Annotated in this window: 12 protein-coding genes; 6 read left to right on the top strand and 6 right to left on the bottom strand. The window is 58.6% G+C overall.

Going from position 1 to position 16061, the window contains the following annotated elements; genetic code table 11:
* Positions 1-123: 123 nt before the first annotated feature.
* Together AC1RQP_RS18840 and AC1RQP_RS18835 are read right to left on the bottom strand one after the other, a co-directional pair.
* The gene (locus tag AC1RQP_RS18840) at positions 124-1143 is read right to left on the bottom strand and encodes a hypothetical protein (RefSeq protein ID WP_492938054.1); all 1020 of its coding nucleotides are present in this window, start codon (positions 1141-1143) and stop codon (positions 124-126) included.
* A complete protein-coding gene (locus AC1RQP_RS18835) occupies positions 1144-2385 on the bottom strand; it encodes an O-antigen ligase family protein (RefSeq protein ID WP_239622824.1) in 1242 nt (413 codons plus the stop codon).
* A gap of 115 nt (positions 2386-2500) precedes the next feature.
* Here AC1RQP_RS18835 and AC1RQP_RS18830 point away from each other — a divergent pair, with 115 nt between their 5' ends.
* The 3 genes from AC1RQP_RS18830 to AC1RQP_RS18820 all read left to right on the top strand — a co-directional run bounded on the left by AC1RQP_RS18830 (position 2501) and on the right by AC1RQP_RS18820 (position 5927).
* Positions 2501-4141: a GumC domain-containing protein gene (locus tag AC1RQP_RS18830; protein ID WP_239622825.1), complete on the top strand. Its 1641-nt coding sequence runs from the start codon at positions 2501-2503 to the stop codon at positions 4139-4141.
* A complete protein-coding gene (locus AC1RQP_RS18825; protein ID WP_492938053.1) occupies positions 4104-5129 on the top strand; it encodes a glycosyltransferase family 2 protein in 1026 nt (341 codons plus the stop codon). Before AC1RQP_RS18830 ends, AC1RQP_RS18825 begins: the two co-directional genes overlap by 38 nt.
* 78 nt (positions 5130-5207) lie before the next feature.
* Positions 5208-5927, top strand: coding sequence for an FkbM family methyltransferase (locus tag AC1RQP_RS18820; RefSeq protein ID WP_239622827.1), 720 nt, complete (start codon positions 5208-5210; stop codon positions 5925-5927).
* 31 nt (positions 5928-5958) lie between these two features.
* Here the strand turns inward: AC1RQP_RS18820 and AC1RQP_RS18815 are convergent, their stop codons facing one another.
* The 4 genes from AC1RQP_RS18815 to AC1RQP_RS18800 all read right to left on the bottom strand — a co-directional run bounded on the left by AC1RQP_RS18815 (position 5959) and on the right by AC1RQP_RS18800 (position 12351).
* Positions 5959-7245 carry a lipopolysaccharide biosynthesis protein gene (locus tag AC1RQP_RS18815; protein WP_239622828.1) on the bottom strand — a complete coding sequence of 429 codons (1287 nt, stop codon included), beginning with the start codon at positions 7243-7245 and terminating at the stop codon, positions 5959-5961.
* A 223-nt stretch (positions 7246-7468) separates the two neighbouring features.
* Positions 7469-8488: a glycosyltransferase family 2 protein gene (locus tag AC1RQP_RS18810; protein ID WP_492938052.1), complete on the bottom strand. Its 1020-nt coding sequence runs from the start codon at positions 8486-8488 to the stop codon at positions 7469-7471.
* A 390-nt stretch (positions 8489-8878) separates the two neighbouring features.
* Positions 8879-11368, bottom strand: a complete 2490-nt coding sequence (locus AC1RQP_RS18805) for an Ig-like domain-containing protein (protein ID WP_492938051.1) — start codon at positions 11366-11368, stop codon at positions 8879-8881.
* Between the two features lie 701 nt (positions 11369-12069).
* Positions 12070-12351, bottom strand: a complete 282-nt coding sequence (locus tag AC1RQP_RS18800) for a hypothetical protein (protein WP_492938050.1) — start codon at positions 12349-12351, stop codon at positions 12070-12072.
* Positions 12352-12689: 338 nt separating this feature from the next.
* Between AC1RQP_RS18800 and rfbF the strand changes: the two genes are divergently transcribed.
* The 3 genes from rfbF (at position 12690) to AC1RQP_RS18785 (ending at position 15633) form a co-directional block, all read left to right on the top strand.
* Positions 12690-13532: a glucose-1-phosphate cytidylyltransferase gene (rfbF, locus tag AC1RQP_RS18795; protein ID WP_492938049.1), complete on the top strand. Its 843-nt coding sequence runs from the start codon at positions 12690-12692 to the stop codon at positions 13530-13532.
* A gap of 13 nt (positions 13533-13545) precedes the next feature.
* On the top strand, positions 13546-14604 hold the full coding sequence (locus AC1RQP_RS18790) for an NAD-dependent epimerase/dehydratase family protein (protein WP_239622833.1): 1059 nt from the start codon (positions 13546-13548) through the stop codon (positions 14602-14604).
* 258 nt (positions 14605-14862) lie between these two features.
* Positions 14863-15633, top strand: coding sequence for a LuxR C-terminal-related transcriptional regulator (locus AC1RQP_RS18785; RefSeq protein ID WP_239622834.1), 771 nt, complete (start codon positions 14863-14865; stop codon positions 15631-15633).
* Positions 15634-16061 lie beyond the last annotated feature (428 nt).

Genomic DNA, 16061 nt, shown 5'->3' with positions numbered 1-16061 from the left:
AACCAGTTAAACTTCTTTTCATATCGTAGGCACTGGAGGCGCTGCAGAGTTGACGAACGTCAAGAATGGGCATGCGATTTGGGGTGCCGATAGATCGGTGCACGCCTGGGGCCGTAATGCTCGTCACGCCCGGTCTATACGTTTGCGCCTCTGCAAGTTGCTCCAGCGGACCTTGGCCAGTGCTCCCATGGTCAGGGCGAAAGCCAAAAGGCAGTCGTTCGACAAGGCTTGGACTGCTGTGATTGGATAAGCAAGCATGGCGCGTGAACCGGAGTTGATCGACTGAGGCCAGATCTCTTCCGCGAGTGGAAATTCCGCGGTTCCGTTTGCCGTGGTGTGTTTCTGGTCTCTTGAGGTGGAGGCAGGTCCACCCGGTTCATTCGGGATGAAGTTCTCGCCGCTCCGCGTTGGCGTAGGAGGGCGTGTGGGCGGCATCTCCCTCACCAAGTCGCGCAGCGGCGGAGCCGGGTTCGCGCGAAGGTCCTCGGCGCTCATGGAATAGAATCCGATCGTCTTCCACTGGGTCGAAAGTTCGATCCAGTTACTGCCGCCAACGCCCGGATTATTGCTGTGATCGTCGAGATAGGGCGCTCGCGCGTCGCGCCACCAGTCGGCGCCGACCATGGCGACGAGACTTAGGTTCGGATCGGTAACCCTCATCTCCATCTGAACGTAGACGGCGTCCACAGTGCCGGCCGCGTAAGTTCCGCGCGCCTTATACCAAAAATGGTTGTTGTAGCCAGCCGGAGGCACATCAAAGGCGATCGCCGCGCCGGCCAGAGGGGTGGCTTTCATGGGAATGGCAACATTGCCAGCGAAATCCGGGACGAAATGTCCCCCAGTCAACTGCGTTCCCGACTGGTCTTGAACCAACGTCCATTCGCCGGCTTGCTTGATGCGAACGTAGGTCTTGGCGTTGGCGACCTCGACCGCCGCGCCCGGACTTGAATACGACGGTGCCCCCACCTTCGCATAGACTTGTCCCCAGCCCTCAACAGCGGTGAAATCATCGGGTGGCGACCACAGTCCGTCATCATTCCATCCGTGATACCAATTGTAGCTTGACGGTACGCCTGCCGGAAAGCCTTCGCTGTTTCCGGGAGTGTTTTGCTTGATGAGTTCGGAGAGTGAGAACTCCATCAATTATGCTTTCTTGCTCGCGCCGGACGAGCTGCGTTCCGGCCATTTCGGAGACGTAAACCGGCCCGCGTAAGAAAAGAACAGCGCCATCGAAGTGAAATTGTCGATGAGGTTTTCGGATAGAAAGTAGATGAGAAGCACTGTGTACATCGTCTTGGCAGCCCGATCCTTCAGTGAAAACACAATGCTGAAGACGAAGACGACGAAAACAATGCAATTCAGAAGTCCATACTCTGCCAAGACGCGCAGATAGTCATTGTGCGGCGGCAGCGGCAAGACGGTAAGGATGCCGGTCTGACTCGCACCATATCCGAACAATATTCCGCCGAGCCCCAGCGACGAGTATATCTGCCAGATGTTCGTCCAGTGGGTGATGCGGAAGAACGCGGACATGTCCGTCGATCCGGTCAAATCGATCAATTGCTTCGTCGTCATTCTGGCGACAGTGCTGGGGTCAAGGCTCCAGATGACTGAGATTGCGTTCAAACCGGTTATCAATCGATCGAGCGCGCCCACGGCGTAGGCGGCGACGCTGGCGCACGCCAACAGGATGATCACGACGAAGACTTGCGGTCGCAAGGGAAAAAAGGACCAGAGGCCAATCGAGATGATGGTCGCCAGGGCAGGCCCGACACGGTTCATGATCGCGGCGTTTACGAACTGGGCAATCAAGACCCTGTTTCCGAACCAGGGAGAAAGGGCAAACAGTAGGGCCGAGAAGTAAAGCGCTGCCGTATTTGTGTTCGGAAAGTAGGAGAACACGTCGGGATATTCGATGCCGGTGTAGACTTGAGTCTGGCCGATCGCCTTGAACAGGAGCGGCAGTGCCGCAAGCACGTAGATGCAACGCCTTTCGGCTGGCTGTATCTGCTCGGCCATGCCGCGGCCGGCGACGTAAAATGAGTAGATTGAGACGAGCTTCAGCCCATCGGACAGCTCAAAGGAGCCAAAGTTCACCAGGTAGCTGGCACCCGTGAAGACGCAGGCGAGCGCCAACAGGAGATTGTAGAAGTAGCTTCTCTCGTTCGCGATCAGCACGTGGCGCGCAGACCACAGGATCAGAAGCAGGCTCGTCGAATTGCTCAGGACGTTGAATATGGTCGATCCGGTGAAGTGATAGAGAAAGGTCAGGAGGTTCAGGAACACAAGGCCGAAGCAGGTCACCACGAAGAAGCGACCGTGCATGGTCATCGAACCGGAAGCGAGGTGCGGTGTACCCTCTCTTCCCAGAGCCAGATCGTTCACGGCAGGCGTACTCCGCGCTTCTGAAGAGTTCGGTTCCGCGGCGCCACTCCAAGCGGGAGCGACCTGCCAGGGACCGACCGGTCGGCCCAAGTTGTCGGGAATTGCCAAGTCTGAGTTGACGGTCGTCAATACCTGCCCGAACGCTTCGGTAGACCCTAAGCCGTCAAAAGAAGTGGAGCCGGTGGTGGAACGTAACACGAGCAGTGCATTCGCCAGAGCTTTCGGTCTGCTATGGCGGCGGCAATGGGTCATATATCTGTGCCTATTGTTGACGTCCGGCGCGGCCTTTCTCTACTACGCAGCGGTTGGAGACCGTTACGAGGCCTACGTCTTGCTCCGTGCCGGGCAGGGGATCAAGGAACGCTCTTCGAGCAACGCAGCCTCGCCATTCGGGGAAGGCGTTGACCTCCAAAGTCGCATGGAATCCCTGTCGCGGATCGCCAAGATCGATCTGGTCATCTTGGAAGCGGCGAAGAACGTCGGCTACGAGAGGCTATCGTCCGACGCAAATCCAACGCTTCTGGCCAGGTTTATGGCCTGGGGCAAGGAGATCGATCTTCGGGATGTGTTCGCCACGGAATCTGCAGAGCCGAAGGAGCGGCCGAAGCCTGTCGACGAGACGGAAGAAGATATCGAGCGTAACCAGGCGGGGATTCTCAGCTTGCGAGACCGCGTGAATGCGAAACAGGAGGGGCGCTCCGATCTGTTGAGGATAACGTTCCGTCACAAGAATCCGGTGGTCGCCGCGAGCTATCTGAACGAGCTCGCGAGCGCGTTGGTCACGGTGCAAAGCCTGGACGTGCAAATGCCGGGCGCGCAGGAGTTCTTCCAGCAACAAACGAAGCGGCTGGAGGAGGAGGCCGAGATCGCTGCAGCGGATCTGAAGCGCTTCTCCGTCGAAGCCTCAATCTATGCCGTCGACGACCAGCGGCAGCTGCTGCTCAAACGCGCCAGTGATCTGTCTGCGCTGATTGCCACGACGCGAGGAGCGATCGAGGACAAGAAGGGACAGAAACTGTCGGTCGCCGATCAGTTGGCCATATTGCGGCCTGTTGCCCAGAACAAGGCCGTGAGTAGGATGGTGACCACTCTCGGAGGGCAAGATAACCGTAAGAGTCTTGACCCGGTCGCCAAGCCGCCTGAGCATTTCGAGGAGCAGCCGCCGTTGCTTCTGATCAAGGTTTACCAGGACAACATGGCAACGCTGATGAAGCTGAATGCCGAACTCAATGGGCAGACGGAACTCCTGAATCAACTCGGCATGGAGCTCGAGAAGGTGAACGCGGAGCTGGCCTCGCTTTCCGCGAAGGAAGCGGAGTACGGAAGATTGAAACGCGTTCTCACAACCGCATCGTCTGCCGCCGCACAATATGCAGCTCGTATTCTCGAGGAGCAGATAAGCTCCGAGGTCGCCAAGAAGAGCCAGCTCTCCAGCCTTAGAGTGGTGCAGAAGGCCATAACGCCAACAGCGCCTGTGTTTCCGCAAGTCTCGCATCTGATCGCGTTGGCGGCCGCTGGCGGAGTTCTGCTCGGCTTGGGTGCCATCTTCGGTCCCGCGCTTGCCAAGACCACCATGCATCCGGCGTCGAGCTCGGTCACCGGCGCCGAAGATCACGATCCTATCAAGAGCTTGTTGATGGCTGCCCAAAGAGGAGATGGCGTGAGGTCGCTACATGCTGCCGGGCGGGCCGACTACGAGGAAGGCGGTGTCGGGAGTGATGCACGATCATCCAGAATGCCTCCGTTACGGGGGTGAAAACAGTGATGTCATGCGTGCGCCGTGTGAGACGTCGGTAGCCACCGCCGGTACCAAGGGCAATCCCGACATGAAGATATTCAGCATTTGTTGTGTTCGAGACGAGAACGACATTGTCGGCGAGACGCTGAAAGCGGCTCTCGCATGGAGCGATCGGATCTTCGTTTTCGACAATGGAAGCACCGATGGAACCTGGGAGACGCTTCAGGACCTCGCGAAGCGCTATCCCAAGATCGAGCTCGTTGGCCACGACGATCGCACGTTCACCGACGAACTCCGCGGAGAAATATTCGAGGCCCGACGGCACGTAGCGTCGCCGGGGGACTGGTGGTGCAGGCTCGATGCTGACGAGTTCTTCATCGATGACCCGGCACAGTTTCTTGGGAACGTGCCCCAAAGCTATGGCTTCGTCTTTTCGGCAACAATGAACTTCTATTTCACGGATGCCGATTTGAAGAACTACGAGGAGAATCCGGCGGCATGGCTCGCCCGTCCCGTGCAAGAGCGGCTCAGGTACTATCAGAACAATTGGAGCGAGCCGCGCTTCGTTCGCCATCGGAGGGATCTGCGCTGGGGTGGACTGATCTGGCCCCACAACCGCGGGCGGACATTGTCATCGCGGATACGTTTGAAGCATTTCCCATATCGCTCGCCGGCGCAGATATCCAAGCGGCTGGCGATACGCCAACAGCAGCCGGGACTGTTCAAGCACGAGGCGAACCGAGCGCTCGCGAAAGGTGGTCAGTCTGACTGGATCGATAAGGACCCGATGCCCGTGCATGAGCTGGCCTCCTGGCGCGATCGCGTGAGGGAGGCGGCCGAATGTGACGTTGATCGGGGCGATGGAATGTTCCTCACGCGCGATGACCTGATGCCTCCACTTCCATCGCCGGCCTTGGACCTGGTGAAGGTCGGCCTGCGGCGGACCGAGGTGGGGAGAGCAATGCTGTCAACGCTCGTGAGATGGCGTCGAAGTCAGTTCGGCTAGCGGTAAGCCATTTGGCCCACCGGCGCGCAAGATCAACGGCCTGGCCGAGTTGGACTGAAATTGATAGGGAGCGGAGAGATGATGGTGAAAGAGCGACTGAAATCGTTTGTAAGGTCGACAGGCTACGAAATTCGCCGTCATCACCCGAATTTGGCGGAGTTCCTCCAATCTCGTTCCGTGGGCCTTGTTCTGGACGTCGGCGCGAACGAGGGCCAGTTCGTGGACGATCTGCGATCGCAGGGATACGCAGGGCGGATCGTCTCCTTCGAGCCCGTGCTTGACGTGTTCAAAAGGCTCGAGAAGAGGTGCGAGGCCGATCAGAAATGGGATTGCCGAAATATCGCATTGGGAGATGTCAATGGGGTCATCCAGATCAATGTGAGCAAGAACACGGCCATGAGTTCTATCGTCAACCAGACCGAGATCGGCCGGAACAGCATCTACGAATCCGAAGTAGTTCGCGTCGACAAGGTCCGGATCGCCACGCTCGATTCGATATTTGAGGAGTTTGCCGGAGAGCGTGTGTTCCTGAAGGTCGATACGCAGGGATTCGAGCAAAGCGTCCTGCGCGGTGGTGTCAACGCGCTTCATACCCTGCTTGGCGTTCAACTCGAATTGCCCCTGATCCATCTCTATGAGGATACCTGGAAGTTCGATGAAGCAGTCCGATTCATGCGCGAGGCTGGCTTCACGCTGAGCCAGTTGCGTCCGGTGACCTACTACTCCAGGGATCCCGCTTCGCTGCTCGAGGTAGATTGCCTGTTTAGGCGGACTGACTACGCCGATGGCTTTAGCTAAGACTAGTCGCCGAACATTCTTGAATCTGCAACTAGGCGCCCACTCTGCGGGAATAGGCGTTCGAGCTCGGGAAGCCGAACAGCAACCAGTAGCGCCATAGTGCGATGATAAGCGATGTCAACAGAATTGCTGCTCCGGCGCCATGGAGCCCGGCGAGCGGCAGCAGCGCCAATTGTGCTACCACCAGAATGCCTACCGAGGCCAGGTTCGTGACCGTCGTCAGACGGTCTAGATGCGCTGTAAACAGGCCCAAGGCTCCGAAATCGGCCATATAGCGCACCGCCAGCCCAGCTACTATCAACCAGAATGCCGACCACTGGGCGACAAGCCCGGGTTGAGCGACCCATGGCAGGAGCACCTGGAAAGCAAATCCGATTGCCGTGCTGAGCGCGGCGGTCGCGAATGCGGTCGTCTGCAGGTAGCGCCAGGCCAGCAGCCGGTGCGCAGAGGGACCGCTGGTCCGATATGCGCTGATCAGCGATGGTCGTTGCTTTTGTTGTAGGACGAGAGCCAGGAATGTGGTTGCAGAATTGCCGACCGTCCAGAAGAGGAAGTAGATGCCGGCGACTTTCAAACCGAGGAACAGTGTGATCAGGTAGCGGTCGATATACTGGCTCGTGATAAAGCCGAGGTCGCTCAGCAGCATGAGGAAGGACTTCTGGATCGCGTCGGTGATCACTCTGAGCCTGAACGGCCGAGAGAAGGATGCCCGCCATGGCCATGACCGGCTGAGGGCAGCGAACAGCCCCATCGAGGCGACACCTCCCACCAACCAGAAGCCGAACAGATGCGAAAGCGATCTGAAGCTGGGGTCCCAAATAGCGAGCGGAATATAGATCAGGATCCAGGCTGCGCCGCGGATGAAGCCGATGGCGTTTGCCCAGACGTGGTGCTGCAGGCTGGAAAGGAGGTAAAAAATGTCATTGCCAACGTGCTCGAACATGATCACGGCAACGATGAGGATCCAGAGAGGCGAAGTGCCGACGAGGACGGTGAAGAGCGTCGTGATCGTCAGAAGGACCGCGTACGCAAAGGCCACGAAGCCCCAATAGTGGCGCATGCTGTCGATCATTTCGCTGGTGGAGGCTGTTACGGCGTCGCGCATCAGCAGGTGGTTCATGCCAAGATTGACCACGATCGGAACGGCTGCGATCGCGCCGGCGGCGAGGCCATAAAGACCCAGCGACGACAAGTCGAGATAGCGGGCAATGAACAGGGCGAGACCGAACTTGCAGCCCATGACGCTCGCCCGCATGGCCATGACCATGAGATCGACGAGGAGGCGGCTGGGTGAGCCGGGCAGAGCTGGTGTGCTCATGATGCAGGCAGTGAATTAGGCATAACGTCACCATCGCCTTGATCTCGCGTTCGGTTCGCTTGATCGGAAAACCAGTGAATCTTGGGTCAGCCTATGGGTGCAAGAGCCGGGCGAATTTGAGGGCTATCAATAACGGTTCAAGCCGATAAATTGTGGCCGACCGTTTTGCACTTGGTATCGGAATCGTGTGCGGGGAGACCGACCATAACTCGTGCCATTGCCGTCAAGCGAGTTGTTCCGGGGTGCCGCGCCTCAGACGACGCAGGCGAGCGGCGAGAAGCGGCGGACAAAGGGCGACAACAACGAAGCGAAGGACAGCTTGCAGGCTCACACCGTGGAGATCGCGGCGGAAGTGCCAGGCCATGCTCAACATATCGAGCATGCTTGCTCCGTTCTTGCGAACGTCTGTCAGCGCGATCAGCCCGCGACGTGCGAAGCAACGCCAAGCCTGGAGCTGGATGGTCTTGCGCAGCTGTGTGTCCTGAACACAAATCTCCGCAGTGTCCGCGATCAAATCGGCTACCTTGCGTCCGTCGTGCAGAAGCCGTTCCACCCCCAATCGAGCCGTTTCGGAATCGTCGTGATAGGTGTAGGTTGCGCAGGCTTCGTTGACGAGACCGGCCTTGCCGAGAAGCAGCAGCGGCGCCCATGCAGCGACGTCGGCAGTGTGCGGCAGATCGAGCGGGATGCCGCCACGTTCGCGCAGAAGGGCGGTGCGCATCACCACGCCGCACATATTGACGGTGATCTGGTCAGTAAGGAACGCATTCAGAATCGCAGTGCCGTCCCGAATGCCGGTATCGAGAGTCCGGCTGACGCGCGGGGAGCGCGTTTGACCGAGTGAGGCCGCGTGTAGATTGCTCAGGGTAATGACGATCGGAAGTTGCGGGTGTTGGCGAATGAGCGTCACGCATCGCTCGAGCAGCTCCGGCATGATCCTGTCGTCATCGGATACGAAGATGATGTAGTCGCCTCGGGCATTCGCGAGACATGCATTCCAGTTCGGGAGCAGGCCGATATTCGTATCCTGGGTGATGACGCGCAATCGCAGGTCGCTAAACTCGCCCAAGATCTGTGCCGTATCGTCCGGCGAAGCGTTGTTCGAGACGAGAACCTCGAAATGAGGGTAGGTCTGCGCCAAGGCAGATGCGATGCATCCTCTCAACAGCGCGGCCCTATTGTATGTAGGAATTGCGATCGTTACGTAAGGATGGTCAGTCTTTGCCGAAAGTGCGCTGTTCACGGCTCTGCTAGCAGAACTCGCGGGCGAACACTCCATGATATTTCCCGAATGTGTCATGGATTTCGGTTGTCAGGACTGTCGTCGCGGCAACCGCCACGAGAAGCTTGACCCGGCGTTTCTTGGCTTCCGATCGGAGGTGGACTTGCTGCAATGCATGGCCGGCTCCTTCCATGTGCGATATCGTATGGACGGCGAACGGCAATATTCTGGGCGCGCCCAGCATCATCTAAGCTGATACAGGCATGTCGGAGTTGACGGCTATCAATTCCGCGAGGCTGCTCGTAGAGCGGCGCCTGCTGGCTGGAAGGCGCTCCTCCGCGCTCGCAACGCAAACCGCGGGGGCCGTAAATCGGCGCCCCGCGATTTGACTTATAGCCTATCGCCGGGGAACTAGTGTTGTGCCGGCAACGAGAGCGTCTGCGAGAGCAAAGTGGTCGTATCGGTTGCAAGGGGACCACTCGTCACCGCACCGGTCGTGATCGCATCGGTCGCGGTGTACTGGTTCATCAGCGCAACTGCCTGGCTTGCACTGCTCAGCAGGGACGCCGAGGCAGGGTTTGCCTGCTTAGCAACCAAGGACACATTGTCATAGAGCGCACCGAGCCCGTCACCACCCTGGCTCGCAACCTCGCGGAATGTCACGCGGTCTTGTCCACCTGTCCCGGTCACCGTGAAATCATAGTTCTTCCAGTCGGCGTCTGGCGGAACGACCCCAACGACCGAGCCATTCCAGAGGACTTCGATCGAACATGTCGAGTCTGAGAACCCCGGCCGTGAGCGCGCGTCGAAGGAAAGAGCATATTGCTGACCGGCGACCGTTTTCACATCCTGGTAAAGTCCATCACGGGCTCCGAGATAGTCCAGTTCGCCGTAATTGCCGCCGTCACTTGCTGTCGCGCCGTTCAGATTATTCCAGAGCTCGATGGTTCCGCCACTAATGGCGTGCCAGCCGGGAATGGCATCGAAGCCCGCCCAGCCGCCGGGCGCCAGTGAAGATGACTCGAACGACCCGTTCATCAGGAGATTCTTATCCCCGACCTCCGGCAGCGGAGTGGTTGGCGCCGCTGTGGTGGCGGTGAGCTCGATATTGTCATAGAGGGCACCCAAGCCATCGCTACCTTGGCTGGCCACTTCGCGGAAGGTCAGGCGATCGTTGCTGCCAGTGCCCACGACCTTGAAGTCATAGTTGGTCCAGTCGCTGCCGGGTGGAACGGTCGCGATGACCGAGTCATTCCACAACACCTCGATCGAGCAGGTTGCACCGGTGAAGCCGGGGCGCGAGCGTGCATCGAAGGACAGTTGGTAAACCTGTCCCGCGACGGTCTTTACGTCCTGGTAGAATCCATCCCGAGCACCGAGATAGTCGAGCTCGCCAAAATTGCCGCCATCGCTCGCCCTGACTCCATTGATATTGTTCCAGAGCTCTATCGTGCCGCCGGAGATCGCGGTCCAGCCCGAAATCGACTTATAAGCTCCCCAGCGGCCCTCACCGAGGGGCGACGAGTCCGTCGTCTCGAACGACCCGTTGACCAGCAGGTTCTTTCCGTTTGCCGGCGGTGAGATGAGGGGCTCGCTCACCGTCACATTCAGGGCACCAGACTTCGTGCTGACATTGCCTGCAGCATCGGTGGCCATCGCAGTAAACGCGTGGTTCCCGACGGCCAACTGTGCCGTCGTCAGGCTCCAGGCGCCGCCTGCGTTAGCTTGAGTTGTGCCCAAGACGGTCGTTCCCTCAAGGACCTTGACCGTGCTGCCTGCTTCCGCTGTGCCCGTCAGCGTCAATTGGCTGACGTTGGTCACCTTGTCCCCGACGGTACCAGTATCCGGTGTGAATGCCGTGATCCTGGGTGCCACCGGCGCGAGCGTGTCCACCCGCATACTGAGAGAAGCCGATTGTGGACTGACGTTGCCTGCAGCGTTTGTGGCGGTCGCGGTGAAGGCATGGTTCCCATCTGCCAACTGGGCAGTGGTCAGGCTCCAGGTGCCACTCGCATTGGCCTTGGCCGTACCAATTACGGTCGAGCCCTCAAATACCTTGATGGTGCTGCCCGCTTCTGCCGTTCCGCTCAGCGTCAGTTGTTTGGCATTGGTGACCTGGTCTCCGACGGTACCCGCATCCGGCGTGATTGCGACTATCTTGGGCGATGCCGGTGCTACCGTGTCAGGAGCCTCGACTGGAGGCGGTTGAGTGGATCCAAGCAGAGGCGGAGGCAAGTTTGCCTGGAACGCCGCGGTGCTCATGGAATAGTAACCGATCGTCTTCCATTGCGTCGATAGCTCAACCCAGTTGCTGCCTCCGACACCTGGATTGTTGCTGTGGTCGTCAAGATACGGCGCTGACGCGTTGCGCCACCAGTCCACGCCAACCATACCCACCAGATTCGCGTTGGGGTCGGTCTGCCTCATGTCCATCTGGACGTAAACGCCGTCGACCGTACCAGCCGCATAAGTCCCACGCGCTCCGTACCAGAAATGATCGTTGTATCCGGTCGAAGGCGCATCAAAGCTCACCGCTCCGCTTGCCAGGGTTGTCACTTGCATCGGGTAACCTGAGTTACCGCTGAAATCAGTGACGAAATGTCCGCCTGCGATTCCAAGCTGTGACTGGTCCTGAACCAGCAACCACTGGCCGGTCTCCTTGATATGGACGTAGGTTTTTGCGTTCGCGACTTCGATGTCCGAATTTGGGGACGCGGGAGCCCCTTCTTCCGTATAGACTTGCGCCCAACCTTCGACCGCGGTGAAGTCGGCAGGCGGGGTTAGCAGTCCATCAGGATTCCAACCCTTGTACCAATTGTAGCTGTGCGGAACACCGTCTGGATAACCCTCGCTCTGCCCAAGCGTGTTTTGTTTGATCAGCTCTGATAACGAAATCCCCATTTCACCTTTCCTAGTCGTTCGAATTTGTGATGTGAGATGACTGTGTTGTGCGGCATACGTTCGACGCCGACCGCGAAGGCGGACAGCCAGAACGCATGCTCGACCTCACGCCGCTCGCCTGCTGCTTCTGCTGATACTCGAGAATTGCAAGAGCTGGGGCCGGACGCCCTGCGGCCATCTCTTGCACCACCGAATCGGACTTACCGAATCACTTTGAGCCTTCCCCATAAGCATGAACCAAGCCAGAAAAAGTTCAACCGACCATGTCGCGGCGAACTCTTCGCAGCTTCTGTGACTGCACTCATTTCGAGCAATTGGTCGTCAGAGAGACGACCTGCAAATGTATTCCGGCGCATTTCGCGATTTCACGCTTGCAACAGAATCTGTCGTCAATGTGATTGATTTGTTGCCGAATGGGGTGTCAGTGAGGCGCTCTCCTATCATTGCCGTCATATGGCCGCGTTTACTTCTCGAGGCAGCAGGAGCAAACGGATAGCCAGCCCTGCTATCGCGAGGAAATATCGGCCGTTCTTGTCTTTCGCGCACTGTGCGGTGGTCGTACGGGGAGCGCGTTGCGTCGAATTGTCCCGCCTTGGCGAGGCGCGTGCCGCCTCTGACATTTGAGACTTCGGACATCGGAGTGTGGTGGCCAGAATCGGTGCGACGAGAGGTTGCCGTGTCCGCTACCATTGCGCCGCTCACTATTGAGCATCGTCAACTCGATCGGAAACGTTGGAGCCAAGTGAGAAGAATGGCGTCTCTCTGAACGGTAAATGCGTAAGGTAGATGCCATGCGTAATCGGCCGCCGAGTGACGGGTCCGACGTTGGAATTGAGCGGTCCGGGATACATCGCGAGATAGCTGACGAGGAGTGCGGCCAGATCCTCTCCGGTGCGGTTCGAGGCGAGCACGGAAGCAACGAAGCCGACAAGGCTGACGAGAGGCAGCCGGCGCGAAAAAGCGATCCGGGTTCGATTGAGCAACAGCGCCACTCCGCACAGGCGCGCAGGAGATCGAATCCTGCGGGTCGTCCCTTCGCCGCTTCCCACTTGTCACCAATCGATGTCGTCGCGTGCCCGCCAGGGTAGTAGGCGTTCGCCTCGAACTTCGAACATTGGAGTTCGTATCGGCAAGTTGACGAACGTCGGATCGTTACGTCCGCGAACGCTTGTGATGACGAGAGGTGCCGCATCGAGCGAGGCCGCTTTGCCGAGTTGACGGTCATCAACTCGGTCGTGCCGCAGCGAACTACGGTCCGGGCTGCGCCATCCGAAAATGCATCCGCGCATGTTCGGTGGGGAACCCAGGATAGGAGATCCCTATGAAGGTTGTTATTCTCGCCGGTGGCTACGGTACGAGATTGAGCGAGCACACTTCGGTGGTCCCGAAGCCGCTGGTTGAAATCGGTGGTCGTCCGATCCTGTGGCATATCATGAAGCTGTATTCCCACCACGGCCTGAACGAGTTCGTCATTTGCTGTGGCTACAAGGGTACGGTGATCAAAGACTATTTCATGAGCTATTTGTCCCATCAGGGAGACTTCACGATCGACCTTCAGCGGAACCGCGTCGAAGTGCATCGCAACGGATCGGAGCCCTGGCAGGTTACGCTGGTCGATACCGGAGAGAAGACGATGACCGGGGGACGCATCAAGCGAGTGCGCGAGCATCTCGGGAATTCGACCTTCTGCATGACATACGGCGATGGCGTCGGCGACGTTGATATCCGTGCGCTAATCAAATTCCACCATCAACAGGGCGCCCTGGCGACGGTCACCGCGGTCCAGTTGCCGGGCCGCTTTGGCGCGATCAATCTCTCGTCTGACCGCCCCCGCGCGGCCGGCTTCCGCGAGAAGGACGCGAGCGACGGTCAGGTCATCAACGGCGGGTTCTTCGTCATCGAACCTCAGGCCCTCGATCTCATCGACGACGATAGCACGAGCTGGGAAAGCGAGCCTCTTGCCCGTCTGACCGAGCAGGACCAACTGGCTGTCTACAGGCACCGCGGCTACTGGCAGAATATGGATACCCTGCGCGACAAGGCCATTCTGCAGGATCTCTGGGATAGCGGAGATCCACCCTGGTGCGTCTGGAATAAGGACGCCGTCGCGAATGGAAGCACCAAGGTACAACACCCCGCAATCCCGGATCGGGCGACCCTTTGAGGAGATGAATCAGATGCGCGTTCTCTTCACTGGAGCTGACGGATATATCGGGGCGGTGCTCGGCCCGAGACTGCTTGATCAGGGTTACGATGCGGTCGGGATCGACACGGGTCTCTACCGCCGCGGCTGGCTGTTCGATGACGGCAGGACTCGTCCAATGGTCATGTCGCGCGACACGCGGCAGCTATCGCCGTCTGATTTGGAGGGCTTTGACGCCGTGGTTCACCTGGCGGAGCTCTCCAATGATCCGCTGGGGGAGAATGATCCTGCGATCACGATGGAGATCAACCATCGTGGCTCTGTAGAGTTTGCCCGCAAGTGCAAGCAGGCGGGCATCGGGCGATTCATCTATGCGTCCTCATGCAGCATCTATGGAGCGGCCGGCAGCGAGGTGAAATCCGAGACGTCCTCTTGCGAACCTCAGACGGCCTACGCGCGATGCAAAGTGCTCGTCGAGCGCGATCTCGTCGAACTGACCGACTCCCGGTTCACGCCCGTGTTTCTACGTAACGCGACCGCGTTCGGAGCGTCTCCCCGACAGCGCTTCGATCTCGTCCTGAACAACCTTGCAGGGTGGGCGTTCACGACGGGGAAGATTCGCGTCATGAGCGACGGCACGCCCTGTCGCCCATTGGTCCACATCGAGGACATCTGCCAGGCGATCTTGTGCGCTCTGAAAGCGCCGCGCGAAGCGGTTTGCGCCGAGGCGTTCAATGTCGGCGATGAAAGTCAGAACTATACGGTGCGAGAGATCGCGGAGATCGTGAACGACACGTTCACCGGCTGCGATCTTTCCTTCGGCCCCAGTGGCCCGGACAATCGCAGCTATCGGGTGTCCTTTGCGAAGATCAAGGCCCACATGCCGGATTTCCGTTGCCAGTGGAATGCGCAACGTGGTGCGCGACAGCTAAAGGGAGTGTTCCAGCGCATCCAACTGGATGAGGCGACCTTCAATTCCGCGCCATTTACGCGCCTGTCGGAGCTTCGCCACTTGCAGCATACTGAGCAGTTGGACCCTCATTTGCGCTGGACGCCAATTCCTGAATTCCTTCCGGCGATTGCGCGCACTTAGTGTTCTCTGCTGCGAAAAGGTTCACGCATTTGTCTGCCGACGCCGATGGAACCATATCGGGCCATCGGCGCAGCAGTGTCTGGAAACGAACATTTATAATCAGTTGACTCTTTCCCAACAAATCATAATATTTTCCGCAATGCAGAAGAGAAGGAACACCTAGCAGAATATCGAAGTCATATTGTCGTTTCATTGGTTCAGACTGCCAACGATGTGAGAGTCCCGGGTAAGAGTACGGGATTGTTCGGAGATTGCGCAGTGGCTGTTATTCTAATTGTTGATCAGCATAGTGTTTATCGCAGTGGCCTCCGAGATGTGATCGAGGCCCGTTTTAAGAAGTCCCGCGTCATAGACGCGTCACAGCTTGAGAATTGCGAGCTTGAGACAAGCATCGATTTGATCCTGATCGATCTGGGTAGTCTTAACCAAAGTTCGCTCGCGGTCCTCTCGGAAATCGTCGACTTAAGACCCGCAACTCGTATTGCGGTGATGTCGGCTTCGAGCAGCCGAACGGACGTGTTGAAATGTCTTTCGGCTGGCTTTCACGGATTCCTGCCCAAGCTTCAGGCGGATGAGGAATTGCTGTCGGCAGTCGGCGATCTGCTGTCTGGGCGCATTTATGTTCCGCGATGGTTGGCGGATGATGATGTGAGCCGACCGGAGCCCCCTCAGACCGTTAACTTCAATTTGGAAGCTCTGCGATTGACACGTCGGCAACGCGAAATTCTTCCGCTGCTGGCTCAGGGAATGTCGAACAAAGAGATCGCGCGCGAGCTGAGCATCGCGGAAGGCACCAGCAAGATCCATACAGCGGCGCTCCTGCGCGCGCTCTGTGCGCGCAATCGGACGGAGGCGGCCTTTATCGCTGCGAAGTTGGTCGGTCCCAAGGACAGGCTGGCCCGTAAAATGACAAGCAAGAGGTTCTCGATGGACCAGGGGAATGGCTCAGGCCCTGGCTCCGAGTTGATCGTTGGCGATCGATGGGCGCAGTCCACGGACAGGTTTGCCTTTCGAAGACCAGCCGGGTGATCGGCGCATTCCCTGGCCTGTGCGTGCTCAGCAATAGAGTCTCGTTCGGTGGCGGCCTACTGGAGATGGCCTCATGGAGGCCACGTCTCCGGTGATGGCGTAAGCTCCCTGCAGCAAAGCCGTTCCCGCCCCCCTGACATCTGTCGTTGCGGTTCAGCTGCCTTGTGGTGGACACTGGAGAGTCACCAGTAGGATCGGGTTGCCATGCGCCAGCGCAACCGAGGAGCCGCCCGGTGATCCGCAGTATCATGCAGCTCCGCACGCGTGCGGACGAGAAGATCAAAACCTTGTCGTCCGGGTCGAGGCGTGACTGGCTGCATCGGTGGATCGACGTCACATCGGTGAAAGGCGCTGCGCCAGGGATGCATCGTCAGGCCTGGCAAGCGTTGCCGTATCACCTCCTGAGCATTGCCCTGGCGCGGGCGGCT

The sequence above is a fragment of the Bradyrhizobium sp. GW821-FHT13H06 genome (genome assembly GCF_058803975.1).
The sequence above is the reverse complement of the archived record's forward strand: the minus strand, read 5'-3'. Positions and strand labels throughout refer to the sequence as shown.

Bases quoted from the DNA above. Each gene is read 5' to 3' on its own strand.
- AC1RQP_RS18825 (WP_492938053.1), top strand. From the start codon at position 4,104: ATGCACGATCATCCAGAATGCCTCCGTTACGGGGGTGAAAACAGTGAT.
- AC1RQP_RS18820 (WP_239622827.1), top strand. From the start codon at position 5,208: ATGATGGTGAAAGAGCGACTGAAATCGTTTGTAAGGTCGACAGGCTAC.
- AC1RQP_RS18815 (WP_239622828.1), bottom strand. From the start codon at position 7,245: ATGAGCACACCAGCTCTGCCCGGCTCACCCAGCCGCCTCCTCGTCGAT.
- AC1RQP_RS18805 (WP_492938051.1), bottom strand. From the start codon at position 11,368: ATGGGGATTTCGTTATCAGAGCTGATCAAACAAAACACGCTTGGGCAG.
- rfbF (WP_492938049.1), top strand. From the start codon at position 12,690: ATGAAGGTTGTTATTCTCGCCGGTGGCTACGGTACGAGATTGAGCGAG.
- AC1RQP_RS18790 (WP_239622833.1), top strand. From the start codon at position 13,546: ATGCGCGTTCTCTTCACTGGAGCTGACGGATATATCGGGGCGGTGCTC.